General features: G+C 67.1%; 16 protein-coding genes. 7 read left to right on the top strand and 9 right to left on the bottom strand.

Features of this window, described 5'->3' with window-relative positions:
• Positions 1-5: 5 nt before the first annotated feature.
• The 4 genes from E1263_RS09660 to E1263_RS09645 all read left to right on the top strand — a co-directional run bounded on the left by E1263_RS09660 (position 6) and on the right by E1263_RS09645 (position 4,564).
• Entirely contained in the window at positions 6-809 is an 804-nt protein-coding gene (locus E1263_RS09660) for an LLM class flavin-dependent oxidoreductase (protein WP_132166860.1), read from the top strand.
• A 47-nt stretch (positions 810-856) separates the two neighbouring features.
• A complete protein-coding gene (locus tag E1263_RS09655; RefSeq protein WP_132166859.1) occupies positions 857-2,032 on the top strand; it encodes an NAD(P)/FAD-dependent oxidoreductase in 1,176 nt (391 codons plus the stop codon).
• 36 nt (positions 2,033-2,068) lie between these two features.
• Positions 2,069-3,559, top strand: coding sequence for an SDR family oxidoreductase (locus E1263_RS09650; protein ID WP_132166858.1), 1,491 nt, complete (start codon positions 2,069-2,071; stop codon positions 3,557-3,559).
• A gap of 156 nt (positions 3,560-3,715) precedes the next feature.
• Positions 3,716-4,564, top strand: coding sequence for an alpha/beta fold hydrolase (locus E1263_RS09645; RefSeq protein ID WP_132166857.1), 849 nt, complete (start codon positions 3,716-3,718; stop codon positions 4,562-4,564).
• A gap of 81 nt (positions 4,565-4,645) precedes the next feature.
• On the opposite strand, the gene E1263_RS09640 is transcribed toward E1263_RS09645, so the two are convergent.
• The 3 genes from E1263_RS09640 to E1263_RS09630 all read right to left on the bottom strand — a co-directional run bounded on the left by E1263_RS09640 (position 4,646) and on the right by E1263_RS09630 (position 7,132).
• A complete protein-coding gene (locus tag E1263_RS09640) occupies positions 4,646-5,500 on the bottom strand; it encodes a hypothetical protein (protein ID WP_132166856.1) in 855 nt (284 codons plus the stop codon).
• Positions 5,501-5,508: 8 nt separating this feature from the next.
• On the bottom strand, positions 5,509-5,916 hold the full coding sequence (locus E1263_RS09635) for a hypothetical protein (protein WP_132166855.1): 408 nt from the start codon (positions 5,914-5,916) through the stop codon (positions 5,509-5,511).
• 502 nt (positions 5,917-6,418) lie between these two features.
• On the bottom strand, positions 6,419-7,132 hold the full coding sequence (locus E1263_RS09630) for a glycoside hydrolase family 12 protein (RefSeq protein ID WP_132166854.1): 714 nt from the start codon (positions 7,130-7,132) through the stop codon (positions 6,419-6,421).
• Between the two features lie 297 nt (positions 7,133-7,429).
• Between E1263_RS09630 and E1263_RS09625 the strand changes: the two genes are divergently transcribed.
• On the top strand, positions 7,430-8,458 hold the full coding sequence (locus tag E1263_RS09625) for a LacI family DNA-binding transcriptional regulator (protein ID WP_132166853.1): 1,029 nt from the start codon (positions 7,430-7,432) through the stop codon (positions 8,456-8,458).
• Here E1263_RS09625 and E1263_RS09620 read toward each other — a convergent pair.
• Genes E1263_RS09620 through E1263_RS09600 form a run of 5 tightly spaced genes read right to left on the bottom strand, consistent with a single transcriptional unit; the run spans position 8,431 to position 16,162 of the window.
• On the bottom strand, positions 8,431-10,386 hold the full coding sequence (locus tag E1263_RS09620; protein ID WP_238161147.1) for a beta-galactosidase: 1,956 nt from the start codon (positions 10,384-10,386) through the stop codon (positions 8,431-8,433). The genes E1263_RS09625 and E1263_RS09620 overlap by 28 nt on opposite strands.
• Positions 10,383-12,578: a WD40/YVTN/BNR-like repeat-containing protein gene (locus E1263_RS09615; RefSeq protein WP_132166852.1), complete on the bottom strand. Its 2,196-nt coding sequence runs from the start codon at positions 12,576-12,578 to the stop codon at positions 10,383-10,385. The genes E1263_RS09620 and E1263_RS09615 overlap by 4 nt, the downstream gene beginning before the upstream one ends.
• An 8-nt stretch (positions 12,579-12,586) precedes the next feature.
• Positions 12,587-13,552, bottom strand: a complete 966-nt coding sequence (locus E1263_RS09610) for a carbohydrate ABC transporter permease (protein ID WP_132166851.1) — start codon at positions 13,550-13,552, stop codon at positions 12,587-12,589.
• Positions 13,549-14,508 (bottom strand): ABC transporter permease, encoded by a 960-nt coding sequence (locus E1263_RS09605; RefSeq protein ID WP_238161146.1) that lies wholly within the window; start codon positions 14,506-14,508, stop codon positions 13,549-13,551. The genes E1263_RS09610 and E1263_RS09605 overlap by 4 nt, the downstream gene beginning before the upstream one ends.
• A complete protein-coding gene (locus E1263_RS09600) occupies positions 14,492-16,162 on the bottom strand; it encodes an extracellular solute-binding protein (RefSeq protein ID WP_238161145.1) in 1,671 nt (556 codons plus the stop codon). The genes E1263_RS09605 and E1263_RS09600 overlap by 17 nt, the downstream gene beginning before the upstream one ends.
• 160 nt (positions 16,163-16,322) lie before the next feature.
• On the opposite strand from E1263_RS09600, the gene E1263_RS09595 reads away from it, so the two are divergent.
• Both E1263_RS09595 and E1263_RS09590 read left to right on the top strand, forming a co-directional pair.
• The gene (locus E1263_RS09595; protein WP_132166849.1) at positions 16,323-17,513 is read left to right on the top strand and encodes an ROK family transcriptional regulator; all 1,191 of its coding nucleotides are present in this window, start codon (positions 16,323-16,325) and stop codon (positions 17,511-17,513) included.
• Positions 17,514-17,681: 168 nt separating this feature from the next.
• Positions 17,682-20,489 carry a glycoside hydrolase family 3 protein gene (locus E1263_RS09590; RefSeq protein WP_132166848.1) on the top strand — a complete coding sequence of 936 codons (2,808 nt, stop codon included), beginning with the start codon at positions 17,682-17,684 and terminating at the stop codon, positions 20,487-20,489.
• Here E1263_RS09590 and yicI read toward each other — a convergent pair.
• Positions 20,482-22,704 (bottom strand): alpha-xylosidase, encoded by a 2,223-nt coding sequence (gene yicI / locus E1263_RS09585; RefSeq protein WP_132166847.1) that lies wholly within the window; start codon positions 22,702-22,704, stop codon positions 20,482-20,484. The two genes, E1263_RS09590 and yicI, sit on opposite strands and share 8 nt — an antisense overlap.
• Positions 22,705-22,752: the final 48 nt, after the last annotated feature.

The following is a 22,752-nucleotide window of genomic DNA, read 5'->3' as shown; positions in this document are numbered from 1 at the left end:
AGGGTATGACTGTTGAGATCGGTGTCATCCTGCCGACGTCCACGCCTGATCCGAGCCGGCCGATCCTGGCCGACGTGAAAGCCAGTGCCCGGTACGCCGAGGAGCTGGGACTGGACTCCGTGTGGTCGACCGACCACCTGATCGCCAGTGGTCCGATGCTCGACAGCACAGTGGTTCTGGCCACTGCCGCGGCTATCACCGAGCGGATCACCGTGGGCTTCAACGTGATGCTGCTGGCCCTGCGGCCGGTCGCCTGGGCGGCCAAGCAGGTGAACAGCCTCCAGATCGTGTCCGGAAACCGCCTCGTCCTCGGCGTCGGAACGGGCAACCCGGCCCACGGCGACGTCGGTTGGCGAGCCGCCGGAGTCGAGTACACCGATCGCGGCCGCCTGACCGACGAAGCGCTCGCCGTACTCCCAGGCCTGATCGCCGGCCGTCCGACGACGCTCGCCAACGGCACCGAGGCGACACTGGCGCCAGGCTCGGCCGTACCGCCGATCGTTGTTGCCGGCAACGGATCTCGTGCACACCAACGCGCAGCCCGGTACGCCGACGGCTGGGCCACCATCGCGCAATCACCCACAGAGGTCCGCACCAACCTCGCCACCATCAACGACCTGGCCGCCGAATTCGGTCGCCCGCCCCTGCGCGCCACAGTCGTCGCACCAACTCTGGACAACGATCTTGCCCGCGCCGCCGACCAACTCGCTGCCTACGAACAGGCCGGCGTACAGCGCGTCATCCTGCCGCCGACCGGCGACTGGCGCCGCGACTACGACCGCGCCGCCGACCTGCGCGGTCAGCTGTGACCTGAGCCGATCAGGTCAGCGCGATTCGCCGTGGGTACTCCGACGGTATGGAAGACGCGGATGTGATTGTGGTCGGCGCAGGGCTCGCCGGACTGGCTGCGACGATTCACCTACAGGCGGCCGGCCTGCGTGTGGTGCTCGTCGAGGCCGGGGACGAGGCCGGCGGACGTGTCCGAACCGACGAGGTGGACGGGTTCCTCCTCGATCGCGGTTTCCAGGTCCTGCTTCCGGCCTATCCCCAGGTACGGCGCCTGTTCGACCTGGACCGGCTCCAGCTCCAGCCGTTCACCCGCGGGGTGATAGCCCAAGGCAACGAACTATCCCTGGACGGCATCGCCGGCCCGGCTCGTTTCGCCGTACAGCGTCCGGGTGACGCCCTCGCGGTCGCTGCCCTGTCTCTCCGCGCTCTCCTGGTTCCTGGCCGACAGCTGCGCACTGCGCCGCCCAGATCGACCGAACGGGAATTGCAGCGCTGGCGCATCTCCGAGCAGACCGTCGATGAGGTCTTCCGCCCGTTCCTCAGCGGAGTCTTCCTCGACTCGGAGCTAGCCACGAGTTCGCGGATGTTCCATCTGATCTGGCGATGCTTCCTGCGCGGAGGCGCCGCCGTACCGGCCAATGGAATGCGCGCACTGCCGCAAGCATTGGCAGCTCTGATCGCCGATGACGCACTCCGCCTCAACACTCACGTCGAGTCGGTCTCGCAGGGACACGTGGACACCTCGGGCGGGCCGCTCACCGCGCGAGCGGTCGTGGTCGCCACCGACGGATCCACCGCCGCCGACCTACTCCCCCAGCTCACCGAGCCCGCCTGGAACTCCGTCACCACCTGGTACTTCGCAGCTCCGGAATCGCCGCTGCGTCGCCCGATCCTGCTGCTCGACGGAGACTTGAACACCGTGGTGATGAGCGAGGTCGCGCCGACTTACGCGCCACCCGGCCGAGCCCTGATCAGCGCCTCGATCCCCACTGCGCAGGAGAACGACGTGCGTCCGCGCCTGCAACGTCTCTACGGTACGTCGACCAGCGACTGGGACCTGATCGCCGAGTACCGGATCCCCCACGCACTCCCGCGGATGGCCAGCGAACACCCCTTCACCAGCCCGGCCAAGACAGCCCCCGGCCTGTATGTAGCCGGCGATCACCGCGACACCAGTTCCATCCAAGGCGCCCTGGCCTCCGGCCACCGCGTCGCCGCGTCGGTCGTAAAAGATCTCCGCTAGCGCATCTGCACGTAGCCGACAAACGGAAGGGACGTCATGGGGCAGTTGGCGCTGGTCACCGGAGTGACCGGGTATATCGGTGGAAGGCTGGTGCCGGAGCTGTTGCGGGCCGGCTTCGACGTCCGGGCGATGGCCCGCAATCCGCGGCGGCTACGCGACCGCCCCTGGTACGGCGACGTCGAGGTCGCCGAGGCCGATGCGGGCGACCCAGACCAGGTGCGTGCCGCGATGGCGGGTGTCGATGTCGCCTATTACCTCATCCACTCGCTGGGAACCGGCCGCCGTTTCGAGGCTCGCGATCGGCACAACGCGTTGACGTTCGCGAGCGCGGCCCGCGAGGCCGGCGTACAGCGCATCGTGTACCTCGGTGGTCTTTACCCCGAAGGTGAAGAGCTCTCGCCGCATCTGGACTCGCGACGCGAGGTAGGCGAGATCCTGCTGGCGTCCGGCGTACCGGTCACTGTGCTGCGCGCCGCCGTCATCCTCGGATCGGGGTCGGCGTCTTTCGAGATGCTCCGGCACCTCACCGACCGGCTGCCGTTCATGATCACACCGCGCTGGCTCGGCACCCGGATCCAACCGATCGCCGTCCGCGACGTCCTGCACTACCTGGTCGGTAGCGCGACGATGCCAACCGATGTGAGCAGGGGCTTCGATATCGGCGGTCCAGACGTCCTCACCTACCGCGAGATGATGCAGCGCTACGCGAAAGTTGCCGGGCTCAACCAACGGCGCATCGTCACGCTTCCACTGCTCACGGTTTCACTGTCGAGCCACTGGGTCGGGCTGGTCACCCCGGTGCCCAGCAGCATCGCACGGCCACTGGTCGACAGCCTGATCCACGAAGTCATCTGCAAGGAACACGACATCGCGCAGTACGTCGCCGACCCCGGCCCGGGGCTGATCGGCTTCGACCGCGCGGTCGGCCTGGCTCTGCAGAAGGTCCAAGAGCTCGATGTCAGCACCACCTGGGCGTCTGCCGCCACACCCGGCGCCCCGAGCGACCCCTTCCCGAGTGACCCCGACTGGTCCGGCGGCTCCCTGTACGTCGACGAGCGCGAAAGCGTCGTACCGGCCAGTCGCGAGCAGCTGTGGACCGTGATCGAAGGCATCGGCGGCGGCAACGGCTGGTACTCCTGGCGGCTGGGCTGGTGGGCACGCGGTCTGCTCGATCGCCTGTTTGGCGGCCCAGGCCTGCGCCGCGGCCGACGCAATCCGAAGGATCTCTCGGTCGGTGACCCCCTCGACTGGTGGCGCGTCGAAGAGGTCGAAGACCTCAAGCTGCTCCGCCTCCGCGCCGAAATGCGGCTCCCCGGCCTGGCCTGGCTGGAGCTCGTCATCGACGACAACGCTGCGGGACAGACAATCTTCCGGCAACGCGCCCTCTTCCACCCCCACGGCTTGCCAGGTCACCTGTACTGGTGGGCCATCAAGCCGTTCCACGGCATCGTCTTCGGCGGCATGCAACGCAACATCGCCGAATCAGCGGCCAACCCTCTTGGTGCCGAACGGCAGGCCCGCAGCTGATCAGCTAGACGGATCTGGACGGCCGAACAAACCGCCGAGGCCGCAGTCGACCAGGCCTGCCGGATGCTGCGCCTGCCCACGATCAGGGGCCAGTTCTCCGACATGGCCACCGCCGCGGCCTGCTCCCCCGAACGGATCAGTTGAGAAGATGGCCGCATGACCGGCCGGCTGGAACTTTCAGACATAGCGGCACCCGACCGGATCGAGTACCGCCTCAGCGGCACGCTCGACGGCCCGGCCGTGCTGGTCCTGCACGGCGGACACATGTCAGCACAGGTCGATCTGGGTGAAGCGACCTTTCACAAACTGGGCTACACCGTGATCACGCCATCGCGTCCCGGCTACGGCCGCACCCCGCTGACAGCCGGACCCACCCCCGCGCAGTTCGCCGACACGCTTGCAGCGTTCCTGACCGCGCAGGACCCTGAACCGATCGTCGTAGTCGGGATCTCAGCCGGTGGGCGAACCGCTTTGGCCCTCGCAGAACAACACCCACACCTGGTCTCGCATCTCGTCCTCGTCAGTGCAGTCGGCTACGAGCCATGGCCACACCGATCTACCCGGATCGCGGCCCTGGTCGCCTTCAACCCCTGGATCCAGCGCCTCACCTGGACCGCGATGCATCAACTCGCCCAACGACGACCACAGCTCGTGCTGCGCCTCCTGATGCGAGACCTCAGCAAGCTCGACGGTCGGCGAGTCGTCGACGACATGCCCCCGGCCCAGCAGCAGGCGATGATCGAACTCGTCCAGATGCTCCAGTCCGGCAGAGGCTTCCTCAACGACCTCCGGCCGGCAACCGGCAATCCCGCGAAAGTCCGGGCCCCCACCCTGATCGTTCACAGCCGTCACGACGCCACCGTCCCACTCCACCACCCGACGACCCTGGCCAACCAGATCCCCCACGCCCAGACGCTGATCAGCGAAGCGGACAGCCACCTCGTCTGGTTCAGCCCCCACTACTCCACGATCGACGACGCCATCACCGCCTTCCTCACCAACTGAAGCCCAGAACCACAAAGATCGGCTATGGGACAAGATCGAGGATGCTCTCGCTGAGTGGCGCCGTGCCGGGCAACCGAAGTCTCACCCCACCGAGCCCCAGGCAGGCACGACGACAAATCGCACGGCCGCGCAGCCCGGTTGCTGAACCAGGACGTCCGGCCCGGCGTCTGTGCTGCCGAGCTGGAGAACGCTGATAGGGCTCGTCAACGGGCACCCCGTACCGAGCTTTGGCCCGAGGGCCTCGCGGCCTACAGCGGTCAGGGTGATCTTTGTCGGCTCAGGTGCGGCCAGTATTGCCGGTTCGGCAGCGCTCGCTACCACCTTGTCCGGCGGGTTGGCCGCCCAGGCGAAGGTACCAACGCCAAGTGCTGCCAGCGCACCGCCGACGATGATCTTGACCCGCGCTGCACGCCACAGCCGAGCGAGTTCGCGGTAGGCGGAGACGCCTACGATGGTCTTGACGATGCCGTTGAGTGCCACCGCTCGAGCGTTGGCAGTGACGAACTTGTTCCGATCGATTTCGTTCGAGAGATCGGCCAGGTGATCGACATACGCCCGTTCTCGATCCTCGATGGCCCCGATGTATTCGTCCTTCAGCGCCTGAACGTTGCTGCGACCCTCAAGGAGCGTCTGGTCCTTGACGGCGTCTTTGGCGCCTTTCGGCGTGTGCGTCGCGAGTTGTTCCAGACTCAAGGCCGGCGCGGCTGCCGTGGCGACGGTCGCGAAGAGTATGACGCCGCTGCCAATGGCCGCGATCGCTGCACCGACGACGGCCATCCAGAAGCGGTCGCTCCGCAGCTCCAGTGCTCCGATGTCGCTCAGTTGCGTAGTACCGACCAGGACGCCTCCAAGGGCGGCCAGACTGATCGTCAGCCACTTGGCCGTCTCCCGGATCCGTTCTGATGCAGCGTCCAGTGTCGAGGGTGCGTCAGCCATGACGAGTCCTACTCGTCAAGCTGAAACACGTAGACGGTGGCATCGTCGTTCTCAGCAGTCGACAGGCCGTCCAGCACACTGTCCAACTGCGAGAGCGACGGATGATCATGCGAATGAGTCCGGGCGATGACCTTCGTGACCTTCTCGGCAGACCATGACCCATCGATCTTCTTCAGCAGCTTCCCGCTGTCAGGATCCATCACCTGAACACCGAGAACTGGCGGAAGGGCCGCGTAATCCGCCGGCTCCAACGGGGCGTACACCGCTGGATCTAGCCCGGTGTGGACCGCTGGATCACCGGATGATTTCAGTCCGACGGCCGGTGGCATGCCTGTGTGCACGTGTACTACGACGTTGTTCACCTGGAAAACGAACGGATCTATACCGCCCGTGAAGATGTGCAGATCCTTGCTCATTCAAGCCCCCCTTGGCTCCGCCGCGCATCAACGCCAACTGGATTACGCGCCGTCGGCACGTGATCCGTGAATAATCCCAACCCCTACGGGGAGAGTGACACTCAGTAGTGATGCCGTCCAGGGCCGGGTCCGCAGCAGGGCCGATTGTTACGTTCAGCGATAATGGCTCCCAGAACTGCTGCATCAGCTTCTCGTGGCTGATGGCTGGTGCGGACCTGCATCACCGTCGAAGTCGTTCCGGAGCCGTCCGGGCAGGGAGCGCTGAGCGTGACTCGGGAGTGGGCGGCCCAGTTAGTGGGTGATGGCGGTCAGCCGGGATCCCTCAGCCAACGACCAAGCCGCCTGGACCACTCGCTGCCATCGGCTACCCGCCCCAGGCACTAACCCAAATCACCGAAGTCAGGTCAAACCAGCAACGGGTCCAGGACGGCCGACGCCGGCCAGTCCGGAGGGACGAACTGGCCGGCGTCGAGTCGTTTGCCGCCTGCAGGCAGCGCAACTGTCAGGAGTAGCTGACCCCGAAGCTGTTGGTGGTGAAGTTGAGGCCACCGCTGGATGAGGTGATCTCGAAGCCGAACTGGACATCGGTGACGTTCACGTCACCCATCCAGTTCTGCCCGCGGAGCCAGTTCAGGACGGCCTTGATGTCGACCGAACCCGAGTTGGTGTTGCTGGTGCGGAGGAACGAGAAGACGGCATTGGAGCCGTTCGACCCGCGGTAGACGTCCCAGCTGTGACCGCCGACCGAGACGGTCGTCTGCCGGGTACCGATCGCACCGACCGCACCCTGCTTGTTCATCCAGAGCATGATCTCGTAGTTGGTGCCGTCGGCCCAGATGTCATAACAGGTGCAGTAGGCCCCGCTGCCCGGCCTGGACACGTTGAAGTTGCTGGTCAGGCTGCCGAGCGAGCTGATCCGCTTGCCGACGTTGCGGTCGGAGTGCGGGTAGGACTTCACGCCACCGGTGTTCGGGTGGTTGGCCCACACTCCGAAGTTGCTGTAGGAGTTCGCCCAGATGGACTGGGCGCCGGCGCCACTGCCCCAGACGTTGTTGCGGACGGTGTAGCCACCGTTCGACCACGTGCCCCACTTGTCGCTCGACTCCCAGGTGGCCGCGTGGGCCGGCAGGGCCGTGGCGAACAGAGCGGCCAGCAGCGTCACCAGCGCAGCTAGCGCCCTCGACGAAGTCGAAAATGATCTTAGCCAGTTCTTCATGATGTGTGTTCCCTTCTCGGAGGGGCGTCAGCGGCGGGGTATCGAAGCGCTTCGATATACGCTCCGAAAAAAGGCGGGAGGGGCCCGCCACCGACTCCAGGGATCAAGAATGTCGAATTCGATTCGAATTCGACAGGCACCGCTTGTGTCATTCCTTGCGGAACGCCATCACTATGCAATGCGAAACAAGCGCGGTCAATGTCTGGCGGGCCGAGATCTTGACGCCGGTCCGAGGATTCACCAGAGTGGTATTGTCGAAGCGCTTCGACTGTCAACTCCGACTCTGAGGTGGGCCCCATGGCGACGATCGGCGACGTTGCTCGGCATGCGGGCGTCGCGGCCAGCACCGTGTCCTATGTTCTCAGTGGCAAGCGTTCCATCTCACCCGAGACACGCCAACGGGTGCAGGCGAGTGTCGACGCGCTCGGCTACCGGCCGAATGCCAGTGCCCGGGCCCTGGCCTCGCACCGGTCCAATGTGCTGGCCTTGGTCATCCCGCTTCGCGCGGGGATGCACGTGCCGGTCATGATGCAGTTCGCGACCGCCGTGGTGACGTCAGCCCGCCGGTACGACCACGACGTACTGCTACTGACCGCCGACGAAGGCGCCACCGGCCTGGAGCGCGTCCAGCAGAGCGCCCTGGTCGACGCTGTCGTAGTGATGGACATCGAGCTGCACGACGAGCGGGTGCCACTGCTGCGCGCCCTGGACCTGCCGTCGATCCTGATCGGATTCCCCTTGGACGCCGAGGGATTGACCTGTATCGACCTGGATTTCGTCCGGGCCGCCGAGCTCTGTGTCGACCATCTCGCCGGCCTCGGCCACCAACGCATCGGCCTGCTGGGCACGCCGTCGGCCGTGTACGAACGGCAGACCGGATTCGCGCACCGGACCAGGGAAGGATTCCGGGCAGCCGTGGCGCGGCACGGCATCCACGGCCTGGAGACTCCGTGCGAGCCCGCGCATGAGGCTGTCATGGCGACGGTCGAGCAACTGCTGCGTGAGGAGCCGGAGCTGACCGGCCTGGTGGTGCAGAACGAGCCGATCATCGGCCCGCTGCTCGACGTCCTGCGCAGTCTCGGCCGCCGTGTCCCCGAGGACATGTCCGTGCTGGCGATCTGCGCCGATGACGTTGCGGAGGGCCAGCGCCCCCGACTGTCATCGGTGGCAATCCCCGCCGAGGAGATCGGGCAGCAGGCCGTGGAGCTCCTGATCAGCAAGCTGGACGGGCTTGCCCCGCCCGCGGGGACACTTGTCCCCGCGGTGCTGACCGCGCGGGCCAGCAGCGGCCCCGCGCCTCAGCTGGACCGTTCCACCACTGCCTGAGCTCCAGGCTTCAACGTCAACGCGCCCGCGACGGGCTGTCCGCTGACCAGGTCGTGCCCGTCGATCTCGATGGTGGCCTCGGCAGCCCCGTGGTTCAGCAGGAAGGTCCAGCTCGTCCCGTCCTGCTGTCGGCGGACCACCTCGACGCCATCTGGCAACTTCGGCATCAGTACCCCAGCGCGTCGGCAGACCCGCTCGACCAGCCACCGGTAGCCGGCGTCGGCGAGCTGGGTCGAGACGTACCAGGCGTCGCCGCCCCCGAAGGAGTTCCGGGTGATGGCCGGTGCCCCAGCCAGCGGGCCGGAGGCGTAGACATCAATCACCTCCGCGCCTTCGGGATTCACCTGCTCACTCCACCAGCGACCGTCTCCGGCCTCCACCAGTTCGGTTTCGGCGACCGGATGGAACTCTTCGACCCGGATGCCGAGCAGTTCGCGGAATGCTCCCGGATAGCCGCCGAGAAACACCCTGCAGTTCGGATCGACAATTCCACTGAAATAGGTCACGAGAACGTGCCCGCCCGCAGCGACATATTCCCGCAGCGCCGCCGCATGGGCCGGCTCGACCAAATAGAGCGACGGAACGACGACAAGCCGGTACGGCGTCAGGTCCGCCGAAGGATGGATCACGTCCACCCCGACCCCGGCCCGCCAGAACTGCCGGTGCGCGGAGCGAACCGCCTCCAGGTAGTCGAGTTCGTTCGACGGAAGATGGGTCCCCTGCATCGCCCACCAGGCCGCACTGTCCCAGAGCACTGCGACCTCTGCCTCGACCGTGCTCCCGCTCACCTCGCCCAGTCGGCCCAGGAGACTGCCGAGCTCGCAGGTTTCCAGGAAGCGCCGGGACTCCTGGCCGGCGTGCGGCACCATCCCGGGGTGGAACTGCTCGGACCCACCGGCCGACGCCCGCCATTGGAAGAACAGCGCACCGCGTGATCCGCGGGCGACGTGGGACAGACTCATCCGGGTCATCCGGCCCTGCTCTTTGGTGCGTAGGCGCTTGCCGTCATTAATGGCGCCGGGGGCCTGCTCCATCAGCAGCCACTCACCACGCCCCGCCCATCCCCTGGCCTGGTCTGCGGCGAAGGCAGTCTGCTCCTCCGGTTCCAGGCCGGTCCCGGACGGGTAGTTGTCGATGGCAACAAGATCCACTGCGCCGGCCCACTGGTGGTGATCGACCGGCACCCAATTGCCGAAGACGAAGTTGGTCGTCACGGGGATGTCCGGCGTCGCCGCCCGGAGAATCGTCTGCTGTTCCTTGAAGGCCGCCAGCAGCTCGTCCGACCAGAACCGTCGATAGTCGACGAACTGGGCGGGATTGACCAGGTACTGCGTTGCCCGTGGCGGCATCACCTCGGCCCAGTTCGAGTACCGCTGGCTCCAGAACGAGGTCGTCCACGCAGCGTTGAGCGCATCCAGTCCGCCGTACCGATGCAGAAGCCAGGTCCGAAAGGCGGCGGCGGCCTGATCGCAGTAGCACATCGTGCCGTACTCGTTGTGGACATGCCACATCGTCAGTGCCGGATGGTCGGCGTACCGATCGGCCAGCACCCCACAGATCCGCGCGGCCGCCTCGCGGTACGCCGGCGAACAGACGCAGTACGTGTCCCGGCTGCCATGAGTCAGCCGTGTTCCCGCCGCTGTGACGGTGAGTGCCTCCGGATGCTGCAGGCTGAACCACGGCGGTGGCGACGCAGTGGGCGTCGCCAGGTCCACGCCGACGCCGTGGTCCGCGAGCTGGTCGAGCACCGTGTCCAGCCAGCCGAACTCGTACTGGCCGGGCCGGGGCTCGAGGTTCGACCAGGAGAAGACGCCGACCGTAGCCAGGTTCACCCCGGCCCACTGCATCAGCTCGGCGTCCTCCTTCCAGGTCTCCGGCGACCACTGCTCAGGGTTGTAGTCGCCTCCGAAATACAACGGTCTGCTCAACACAGCTCCCCGTAAGGAATCCCAAGTCCGTTGGTGGACACGAATACCCGGCCGTAGACGCGCGGATCACCCGTGATCGCGTCGTTGGTCGAGGCGTACTGGTGTTTGTCGTCGTTGACCCGGATCCAGGACACACCGATGTCGTCGGACCGATAGATGCCCCAGTGGCCGGCCACCTTCGCCGACGTGTACGCCGCCATCTGCGGACGACCGGGCCGTGCCTTGCCGAACCCGATCGTCTTCGCGTCGTCGACGGCACTCAACCGGGCGAAGGTCAGTCCACCATCGGTCGAGCGGTACAGACCACCGCTACCACCCGCGAGCCAGCAATGACCGGCCTGGTCCAGCACGGTCTCCAGCTTGGCCTGCGACAGCACCAGACCCGTTGCCGTCGGCACGAAACTCCGCCCACCGTCAACACTCCGGTACGCCGTCCCTGTCGCGGCCGCTACTGCGATGAACAACGTCGGGTCGACGCGGTCGCCGACCACGGCTACGTCGTTCGGCAGACCCTCGACCGGCGACCAGGTAGCCCCGCGGTCCCGCGAGAAGTGCGGCGCGATGTTGCCCGAGACCCAGATCAAGGTTCGCGCATCGGTGCTGACGGCAACCTTTCCGGTCTGGGTCAGCCCGGCCGGCTCGCCAGGGAACGGCGCCCACGTCTTGCCGGCGTCGACCGAGATCGCGCCGCGCTTCCCCGCCGAGTCATTGGCCAGCCGGACGACGAAGCCCGGCGTCCGGGCGGCGTAGTCAAGGCTCGGCGACGTACCGCTGACCGGGTTGGCAGCCTGACCATCGGCCGGTACGACGTCCAGCCGGTCGTGGCGGTAGACGCCGATGTCGCCGAGCGCGCTGATCAACGGCGGGCCCCACGGCGGACTGATGAGGTCCAGCACCGCGGTCTCTTCAAGCCCTTGCGCCCGCACCGACCAGTGCGTACTCCGGCCACGCTCGGCGTTTCGCACGTCGTCGGTCCCGAAGACCGTCGCGCCGGTCACGTACATGACCTTGTCGGAGTCGAACGGATCGATCGAGATGTCGCCGATCATCCAGCCGATTTTCGCCTTGTCCCCATGGAAGGTCAGGTACGGCGACCCGGACACGTCCAGCTCGATGCGCTCGGCAATCGAGTGCCACGTCGTGCCGCCGTCGATCGAGCGGAAGATGTCGTCGACCGGCCCCCAGCGGCTCATCGTCGACACCATCACCACACCCGGGCGGCGCGGATCGATCGCGAGACCGGCGTAGCCGAATCCCGCTTCGCCGCCGGTGTTCGGCCGCAACGGCGTGATGTCGGTCCACACCCCGGTCTTGGTATCGAGTTTGTGGACGCCTCCGTTGTACATCTCGTACGGCCCGGGGCGGTCGCCGTAGGTGACGTAGAGGAAGCCGTCGGGACCGAGCTCGCCGTGATGCGGCATCAGGCCGGTCGGCTGAGCGGCGACCGGATGCCAGGTAAGACCGGCGTCATCGCTGCGGTACAACGGCGATGAGGGATCGGTCGCGCCGACGTAGATCGTCGGCGTCGGGCGACCACGGCGAGCACCGCGCGGATCGAAGAACACGAAACCGAGCCCGATCCCCGCCGTACCGGTGGTCGGGAAGCTGTCCACGCGTGCCCAGGTGACACCGCGATCGGTGCTGCGCCACAACCCCTGGTTGCGGGTCCCGAAGTAGAGCACCCGGCCGTCCTTCGGGTCGACGGCAAGCCGTTCGCCCATCGAGCGGCCCGGTTCGTTGCCGCCCAGTTTGAAGGGCAGATCCGTACGTTCGAACGTCCGGCCCTGATCGCTCGAACGCAGGATCGCCCCGTTGATCGGGGACCAGTCGTTCGTATAGGTCCCGACCGCGAGATAGAGCCGCCGCGGATCTGCGGGGTCGAGAGCCAGGCTCTCGACGCCGGTCAGGTTCCACTCCTCGAGCCCGACCCAGTTCAGCAACTGGACCCAGCGCTGCGTGCGCTGGTCCAGCCGCGCCGCACCGCCGATATCGGTCCGGAGGTAGACCAGGCCGCGCTGGGCGGGGTGGTGGATGATGCCGGTGACGAAGCCGCCACCGACGATCTCGACGTTGCGCCAGCGGTAACGCTCCCGATGACCCGCCGCCGCGGCAGCGGCGGGCTGGGTGGAGGTGACGGCGACGGTGGCGGCTCCGGCGCTCAGCGCCAAGAAGTTCCTTCGCTTCAGATCCATGGTTCTGATTACCCCTTGACCGCGCCGATGATGACGCCCTTGGTGAAGTGCCGCTGGATGAACGGATAGGCCAGCAGGACCGGTAGGACGGCGATCACGACGATCGCCATCTTGATCGCCAGCGTCGGTGCCGGGGCGAGGTTCATCCCCGGCGACGTCACGATTCCGCCGGCGCCTGCCGGCAACTGCTGGGCCTGCACGATGTAGGTCCGCAGCACGAGCTGCAGTGGCCACTTGTTGTTGTCGTTGAGGTAGAGCAAGGCGTTGAAGAACGCGTTCCAGTAGCTGACCGCGTAGAACAGCCCGACCACCGCCACCACTGCCTTGGACAGCGGCATCACGATCCGGGTCAGGATCCCGAACTCACTGGCGCCGTCCACCCGGGCACTGTCGATCAGCTCCCCCGGGATGCCCATGAAGAACGACCGCATCACGATCAGGTTGAACGCCGAGATAGCTGTCGGAAGGATCAGCGAGGCGTAGCTGTCGATCAGCCCGAACGAGCTCACCAGCAGGTAGCTGGGGATGATGCCCGGACCGAACAGGAACGTCAGCAGCACCACGAACAACAGCGGGCGATGCAGCAGCGACCCTGGGCGCGACAGCCCGTACGCCGCCAGCACAGTGATGACCAGGCTGAACAGCGTCCCGATCACCGTGACACCCATGCTGACCATCAGAGCTTTGGTGACCACTCCCCCGGACAGCAACTGGACGTACGCCGACAGTGTCAGCTCGCGCGGGACGACCACCAGACCGCCGGCCCGGGTGACCGCTTCGGTGCTCGACAGGCTGGTGACCACCACGACGTACAGCGGGAAGGTCACGGCCAGCACGACCAGCCCGAGAATCACGCCCTTGCTGAGCCGGCCGGGAACCGACGGCGGCTCCTCCCAGGCCGGGCGCTGGTTCTCCGCCGTGGCGGCCCGGCGCCGGGCCAGCCGGCTGGGGATCGTCAGATTCGGAGAGGTCATGACTTCGAATACACCCCCTGCTCGCCCATCATGTGGGCGAATCGATTCGCGACCAGGATCAGGACGAGCCCGACGACGCCCTTGAACAGACCGGCGGCGGCGCCGTATCCGAAGTCGCCGACCAGCAGGCCCTGGTAGTACACGTAGGTGTCGAGCACCTCGGACACCTCGGAGCCGACGGCGGCCCGCTGCAGGATGAACTGCTCGAAACCGACCGACAGCGCGTCGCCCAGCCGGAGGATCAGCAACAGCACGATCACCGGGCGGAGGCCGGGCAGCGTGATGTGCCACATCCGCCGCCACCGGTTGGCGCCGTCGGCGGCCGCTGCTTCGTACAGCGCCGGGTTGATGGTGCTGAGCGCCGCGAGGAACACGATCATTCCCCACCCCGCGTCCTTCCAGACCGCTTGCGAAGTGACCAGCAGCAGGAAGGTGTCCGGGTTCGTCATCAGGTCGAACGCGCCGTGCCCGTGCGTGCGCAGGCTTTGGGCGAGCAGGCCCGAGCCGCCCAGCATCTGCTGGAACAGCGAGACGACCAGCACCCAGGAGAAGAAGTGCGGCAGGTACGCAACGCCCTGGATCATCGTCCGCACCCGCACCGACAGCACGCTGTTCAGCAACAGAGCCAGGAAGATCGGGATCGGGAAGAAGAACACCAGCTGGAACCCGGTGATCGTCAACGTGTTCAGCAGCGCCGACCAGAACTCCGGCTCGGCGAACAACCGGGCGAAGTTGCCGAACCCGATCCACTCGCTGCCGCGGATCCCGGCGTACGGCGAGTAGTCCTGGAAGGCGATCACGTTGCCCAGGGTCGGGAAGTAGTGGAACACCCCGAGCAGCACGATCACCGGCGACACCATCAGCAGCAGCGGCCAGTCCTTGCGGAACCGCTGCCGCCAGTTGGCGCCGCCTCTGCTGCTGCGGCGGAGGCGGCGGGACTCAGCGACCGTTGTCACTGAGCACCTTCGCGAAGAACTCGCGGCCGGCGTCGCCGCCCTTGGTCTGCCACTCCTTCACCGCGACCTTCAGGTCGCTCATCGGCCGGCGGCCCCGGTAGATGTCCTGGATCTTGTCGTCGAACGGCTGGGCCAGCGCGGCGAACTTCGCCGGCTGCTCGACCCGGATCCCCTCGAAGAGGTTCTTCTCGCGGACCTTCGCGATCGCGTTCTGCATGGCGCTCATCGACTCGACATAGCCGGGGTACTCGCTCGTCGTGATCGCCAGCGGGCGGCCACCGAGGAAGATGTAGGTGGGCGCGATCTCCTTCTGGCCCAGCGGGGTCAGCTTCGGCGCACCGGACGGCTGGCGGGTGTAGTGCTTGCCCTCGACACCGTAGTTGTACAGCTGGTTCTCCTCGGTACCGAACGGCGCCGCGGTGTAGTTGAGCACGCCCAGCAGCTCCGCGATCCGGTCGGCGGGCAGGCCCTTCTTGACGAAGGTGAAGATGCCGGCCGGGTCACCGGACCACACGATCGGCGTACCACCGTCGTGGGCGAACGGCAGCACCGCATCCATCTTGAACGACGGGTTGACGGCCTGCTGGCGCTGCAGGGTCTCGCCCCAGGTACCGGTGCCGTCCTGGCGGATGACGACCTGGCCGCCTTCGAACAGCGGCTTCTGGTCGGCACTCGCGTTCGCGACCACCTCGGGGTGCACCCAGCCGTTCTGGAACGTCTTGCGGACGAAGGCCACGGCCTCCTCGAACTCCGGGGTCTCGATCTTGTTGATCAGCTTGCCGCTGGAATCCTTGCGCCAGCCACCGGGCACGCCGTACGCGCGCTGGACCTCGTCGGCGATCGAACCGAACGCCCACTGCTTGCGCTTGGCATCGGTCATCTGCTTGCCGAGGGCCTCGAGATCGGCGATCGTCTTCGGCGGCTGGGCGCCGGCCTTGTCCATCAGATCCTTGCGGTAGTACAGCAGCCACGGGATCCCGTCGGACGGGAACGGAACCGCCTTGAGCTGGTTGTTCCACACCGCGTACGCCCACGCCGCGGTCGGCAGGTTCGCAAGCATCGGGTACGGCGACACCTTGTCACCGGCAAGGTGCGGCGTCAGGTCCTCGAACAGCTTGTCCACGGCCTGGCCGAACCGGGTCAGCCCGCCGATGTTCCAGCCCGGGATGCAGAGCAGCTCCGGAATGTTGCCGGCCGCAAGCAGCGGGCCGAGCTTGTCGCCGTAGTCGATCCCGTTGACGATGTTGAACCGGACCCCGGCGCCGATCCGCTCGTTGTTGGCGGCGTAGTAGGAGTTGCTGCCCAGACCGGGCGGGGCCGGGGCCCACAGCGGGGTCATCGCCGTGACCTCTTTGCCGCTCTTCACCGGCGGCTCCGCGACGGCGCGGGTCAGCTGGGTCGGGTACTTGGTGAACCCCGGGGCCGCACCGTTCTCGCCGATCAGGTCGGGCTTGACGCCGTCGTAGGCGGTGTACTTCGGCAGCAGGCCGGTCAGCTTGTCGGTGGCCTGGGCGTTGCCGGCCGTGGTCGAACCGCCACCACCGCCGTCCGAACAGGCCGTCAGCGACGCAGCCCCGGCGACGGCCGCCGTACCGGCTCCGACGAGGGCGAGAAAACTCCGGCGGTTCGGTCCGCTACTTCCAGTTCCGGTCACAGTAGGTCCTTCCACTGGGAACGACGGACGTTCCGAGCTAGAGTTAGTTTGGCTTGACGCCAAACAAAGTAGTTGATGCGCCGGGCCGCGACAAGATGCCAGACTGAAGACCTCCCGAACTGAAGCCACGCTGATCCCATCGACTCCGAACGGACACACGTTGAGCACACTCACCGCCGACTACAGCGATGTCCGCGCGACCAATCTGTCCGCTGTGCTGGGATTCCTGCGCGCCAATGCCCCGTGCTCGCGGGCCGCTATCGCCGGCGGCACCGGCCTGAACAAGGCGACCATCACCAATATCGTCGGTGACCTGATCGAGCGGCGGCTGATCCGCGAGACCGAGCAGACGCAGCACCGCGTCGGCCGGCCGGCCACCATGCTCGAGCTCGACGGGTCGGCGTACGCGGCGATCGGGATGGAGATCAGCGCCCGCGGTCTGACCGCGATCGCGTACGACGCCGCCGGTGGGCAGATCCTGCGCTGGCATCGCGCCGGCCCCGGTCGCAGCGCCGGTCCCGACAAGAGCCTGACCGCGGCAAGTGCGCTGGCCCGCCGGGCGATAGCCGCTGTCGAAGCCACCGGCCGGCAGATCCTCGGGCTGACGGTCGGGGTTCCCGGGCTGGTCGACCGCGACGGCACCGTCGTACTGGCGGCCGGTCTTGGCTGGCGCGACTTCGCCCTGAAGCCGCGCCTGCTGGACGCACTGAGCAACCCCACGTTCCCAGTAACCGTCGACAACGACGCCAACCTCAGCGCACTGGCCGAGTATCGCTACGGCCCGTTCGCGAGCACGAGCAACCTGATCCAGATCTCCGGGGACACCGGTCTCGGCGCCGGAGTCATCGCCGACGGCCGCTCACTGCAAGGCAACCTCGGGTACGTCGGTGAGGTCGGCCACCTGCGGGTCGCGCCGGGAGGCCCACTCTGTGGCTGCGGTCGCCGTGGCTGCCTGGAGGCCGTGGCCGGTATCCCCGCGCTGGTTCGCCGGTTGCACGACGACTCCGAGGTCGACGACCTTCAGCTTGCCGTCGAACAGATCGTGACCCGGGCCGGCGCCGGTGACGGCGAGACCCTGAAGGCCCTCCTCGAGGCCGGCAGCTGGCTTGGCCAGGGCGTGGCGATGCTGACCAACGTGTTGAACCCCGCGCTGATCGTGCTCGGCGGTTACTACGCGACGCTCGGCGAATGGATGCTGCCCGCGGTCCAGAAGGAGCTGAACGAGCACGCGCTGGCGCCTCGCGCCGGCGGTTGCATCGTTGCCCTGTCGACCCTCGGCCACGACATCACCGCCATCGGCGCTGTGGCCCGCTCGCTGGACCAGCTCGACGCCGGGCGCATCCCCGGCTGATCCCCCTGGCGGCATCCGCCGAAAACTTTCGCCTCGACAGCGGCCCGGATCTTGACCGGGCCGCTGTGGAGTGCGACCCTTCCAGAACTGTCGAAGCGCTTCGACGACCTTCGCAACGTAAGTTCCGATTGCCGTCGGCAGCCACCGAACGCCCGGAGACGACAACCGATGACCCTGCCAGACGACGTGTTCCGTGATCCGCAGCGCCCTGTAGCCGACCGGGTCGCCGACCTGATGGACCGGCTCGAGCCGGCCGAGAAGCTCGGGCTCCTGCATCAGCATCAGGCCCCAGTCCCCCGGCTCGGGATCGGCCCCTTCCGGACCGGTACCGAGGCCCTGCACGGGGTCGCGTGGCTCGGTCCCGCCACGGTCTTCCCGCAGGCCGTCGGCCTCGCGACCAGCTGGAACACCGACCTGCTGCACGCCGTCGGTATCGCCATCGGCTCCGAGGTGCGAGCCTTTCACGACAAGGACCCGGCCGCTGTCGGGCTGAACGTCTGGGCGCCGGTCGTGAACCCCCTGCGGGATCCCCGGTGGGGCCGCAATGAGGAGGGCTACAGCGAGGATCCCTGGCTGACCGGGGAGCTCGCGATCGCGTTCGGATCCGGACTGGCCGGCGACGGCTCCGGACCGTTGCAGACGGCACCGACCCTCAAGCATTTCCTTGCCTACAACAACGAGACCGATCGCTGCGCGACGTCGAGCAGCATGCCGGCCCGGGTGCTGCACGAGTACGAACTGCCGGCCTTCGAAGCGCCGTTGCGCGCCGGGGCGGCGGTGGCCGTGATGCCGTCGTACAACCTCGTCAACGGCCGGCCGGCGCACCTGACTCCGCTGATCAACGACGTACTGCGGGGTTGGTCGGATCAGGAAGTACTGGTCGTCAGCGACGCGGGAGCACCGGCGAACCTCTTCGGTCTGCAGGACTACTGCGCTGACGGAGCGATCGCTTACGCGGCTGCGCTGCGCGCGGGAGTGGACAGCTTCACCCAGGACGACAACGATGCGGGCCCGAGCACGCGATTCCTCGAGGAGGCATTGGCGCGAGGCCTGATCACTCAACAGGACATCGACCGCGCCGCTGCCCGCGCCTTGACGCTGCGCTTTCGGCTCGGCGAATTCGACCCCGCCGGCGAACCTTCCGCCCCCGACATTGTCGGGTGCCAGGCGCACCGGGAGCTGTCCCGGGACGCGGCCCGGCAGTCGTTCGTGCTGCTCAAGAACGACGACCTCCTGCCGCTGCCGGCCGACGTACGGCGAGTTGCGGTGCTCGGGCCGTTGGCCGACACCCTGCAGGAGGACTGGTATTCGGGCACGCTGCCGTACCAGGTGACTGCGGTGAAGGCGCTGACCGAGCGGCTCGGCGCCGATGCGGTCGAGTACTGCGAAGGCGCGGATCGGGTTCAGTTCGGTGCAGCCGGGATGGCTCTGGAAGCCGCTGCGGACGGCGTGGTCGGTCTGACCAGATCGAGCGCCGGATTCGATCTCTTCGACTGGGGCGGCGGTGTCTGCACCCTGCGCTCGGTCCGGACCGGCCGCTATCTGACCGTCACAGACGATGGCACGCTGCGTGCCGATCACCCAGGTCCCAACAGCTGGGTCGTCAATGAGACCTTCGAACTGGTTCGGATCGAGGACGGCAAGTGCCTGCTGCGGCACCACACGACCGGGCGGTACGTCGCCCGCCAGGATGACGGCCGGATCGACGTCACCACGGAGCAGCAGTCGGCAGCCACCGTCTTCGAGTTCACCAGAGTCGTCGATGGCGCCGTACTGGCTGCTGCCGCGGCCGCCCGCGCCGACATCGCGGTGGTTGTCGTTGGCAACCATCCGCTGGTGAACGGGCGCGAGACCGAGGACCGCATCGCCCTCGACCTACCAGCCGGGCAGGAGCGACTCGTCCGGGCCGTTCACGCCGGTAATGCCGCGACCATCCTGGTGATGGCGAGCAGCTACCCGTTCTCGATCGGTTGGGCCGATCGAGACCTGCCTGCTGTCGTCTGGTCGGCGCACGGTGGCCAGGAGTACGGCCACGCGCTCGCCGACCTCCTGTTCGGTGTCGCCGACGCTGCCGGCCGGCTGCCGCAGACCTGGTACCGGTCCGAGGCCGACCTCCCCGATCTGCTCGACTACGACATCATCACCAGCGACGCCACCTACCAGTACTTCCGTGGCAGCCCGCTCTACCCCTTCGGCCACGGCCTCAGTTACACGACCTTCGCGTACGGCGATCTGGAGATCGGCTCGCCCGCAGTTGCCAAGGACGGCGAGGTGCGCGTGACCTGCACGGTCACCAACACCGGTCTGCGGCCGGGGCACGAGGTCGTCCAGCTCTACACCCATCAGCAGAACTCACGGGTCAAGCAACCGTTGCGCCGGCTCCGCGCCGTCCAGCATCTCGAGCTCGACCCCGGTGCGTCGGCTCAGGTCGAGCTGACGGTGCCGGTCGCCGACCTTGCGATCTGGGACGTGACCACTGATCAGTACTGGATCGAGCCGGCCCGGCACAGCATCCTGATCGGGCGTTCGTGCACCGACATCCGGCTGAGCGCGCAGGTCGACGTACTGGGTGATCCGATCCCCGACCGGAACCTGGCCGCCGCTCCCCTGCCGGCGGCCGCGTTCGACGAGTACAGCGGTGCCACGCTGTCCGATGCCCAGCCCGACCACGGCGACGCCGTACGGTCGGAGCACCCAGGGGCCTGGCTCGCCTTTGCAGACAGCGATTTCGGTTCCGGTCTCGCGGAGTGCCGACTCACTGTGGCCAGCGAGCTCTCTAAGCCGTCAACGGTTGAGGTCCGGCTCGACGATCCGTTCCACGGCCCGGTGCTGGCCACGGCCGAGATCCAGCCGACCGGGCATCGTCACAGCTGGACTCAGCTCACCACCAAGCTTGAATCCGGCTCCGGCGTCCACACGCTGTACGTGGTGTTCGCCGAAGCCGGGTTGTTCCTGCGGGACTTGTCCTTCAGTTAACGACAGTGACCGTGAAGTGGTCGCAGTTGCCTTCGACAACTGCGGCCACCGGACGACCGTCGTTCAGCCTCAGCTCGACGACAGCCGCCGTACCGCCACCGGGCCGCGGCAAACGGATCCGGCGGACGTCCCCTTCAGCGGGCTGGAACCAGCGCAGCTCGACGCCATCGGCCCAGTCGTACTCCGGACGGTCGTCAACCGCGCCAACGGGCAGGATCGCCCCTTCACGCACGTAGACCGGCAAGCTGTCGAAGCCGTGCTGTTGCGTGTGCCAACGCGCGCCTCCGAGCTGCTCACCGTCCAGCAGGCTGGTCCACTGCCCCTCAGGCAGATAGAACGTCACTGTGCCGTCAGCACTCAACACCGGCGCGACGAGGATGTCCGGTCCGAGCATGTACTGCCGCTCTAGGTGGTTGACCGCAGGGTCGTCGGGGAACTCCAGTGCCATCGGCCGCATCATCGGCGTACCGGTCTGATGTGCTTGCTCCGCGACCTCGGCGAGGTACGGCATCAGTGACAGCTTGAGTTTGGTGAACCGGCGCAGGACGTCCACTGCTTCGTCGTCGAAGGCCCACGGGACCCGGTAGGAACCGGAGCCGTGCAGCCGGGAGTGCGACGACAGCAGACCGAAGGGCACCCACCGCTTGAACACTGCGGCGTCCGGCGTGCCCTCGAAGCCGCCAATGTCGTGGCTCCAGTAGCCGAAGCCGGACGACGCCAGCGACAGGCCACCGCGCAGTGATTCCGCCATCGCCTCGAACGTCGACTCGCAGTCGCCGCCCCAGTGGACCGGGAACTGCTGACCGCCTGCAGTGGCCGAGCGGGCGAACAGGACGGCGTCGCCGTCACCGCGGTTCTCCCGGAGCAGATCGAAGACCGCCTCGTTGTACAGGTGCGGATAGTAGTTGTGCATGCGCTCCGGATCGGAACCGTCGTACCAGCTGACGTCGGTCGGGATCCGCTCACCGAAGTCGGTCTTGAAACAGTCCACCCCGAGATCGATGAGTGCCTGCAGCTTGGACCGGTACCAGGCTGTCGCGGCCGGGTTGGTGAAGTCGACGATCGCCATACCGGCCTGCCACTTGTCCCACTGCCAGACCGAGCCGTCGGGACGCTCGAGCAAGTAGCCGTGCTCGCGCCCTTCCTCGAACAGCACCGACCGCTGCGCGATGTACGGGTTGATCCAGAGGCTCACGCGGAGACCGCGTTCTTTGAGCCGCTGCACCATGCCGGCCGGGTCCGGGAACGCGATCGGGTCCCAGACGAAGTCGCACCAATGGAACTGCCGCATCCAGAAACAGTCGAAGTGGAAGACGCTCAACGGTAGGTCCCGCTCGGCCATCCCGTCGACGAACGACGCCACCGTCGGCTCGTTGTAGTCGGTCGTGAACGACGTCGACAGCCACAACCCCATCGACCAAGCCGGCACCCTCGCCGGCCGGCCGCTGACCCCTGTGTAGCGGCGCAGGACGTCCTTGGGCGTCGGTCCGGCGAAGACCAGGTAGCGCAGCTCCTGACCCTCGACGCTGAACTGGTTGCGGGACACGACCTCCGAGCCGACCTCGAACGAAACATGCGCGGGGGTGTCGACCAGAACGCCGTACCCTCGGCTGCTCGAGTAGAACGGCACATTCTTGTACGCCTGCTCGCTCGACGTACCGCCATCGGCGTTCCAGATGTCGACGACCTGGCCGTTCTTGACCAAGGGACCGAATCGCTCACCGAGTCCGTAGATGCTCTCGCCGACGCCGAGCGCCAACTGCTCATGCAGGTATTGGCGGCCTTCCCCGTCCGTGATCAGCCCGACGCTCCTGGCGCCGGAACCGGTCAGCTCACCCCGGCTGTCCTCGAAGCGCAGGTCCCACGGCCCGTCGAGCGCCAGTACGGCGGTCAGGTCGCCGCTGGTGAGTCGCGCGGTCGTGTCGTCCACCTCGACCTTCACCGGGTGCAGGTCATCGGTCTGCAGCTCGAAGCTCGGCCGGGCCGGCACGCCGCCGGCGTGGTGAACGATCCGGACGCCGATCACGCCTTCCGCGGGGGCATCCAGGGTCACCGTGAACAGCGGCTGGTTGAGCGTGTCACCGCGTCCGTCGATGCGCTTCGCGGGCGCGAAAGCGGTGAGTGACCGCTCACCCGCCTCGACACTCTCGACGCCGGCGGGAGACAGCCGACTCACCCCAGGCCGCAACTGCCAGTAACCATCGGTGAACTTCATCAAGCGGCCTTTCGGTTGGATTGTCGAAGCGCTTCGACGAATGTAGGT

Origin of the sequence: Kribbella antibiotica, assembly GCF_004349055.1 — a bacterium.
Taxonomy (GTDB): domain Bacteria; phylum Actinomycetota; class Actinomycetes; order Propionibacteriales; family Kribbellaceae; genus Kribbella; species Kribbella antibiotica.
This window is presented reverse-complemented; position numbering and strand designations above follow the sequence as displayed.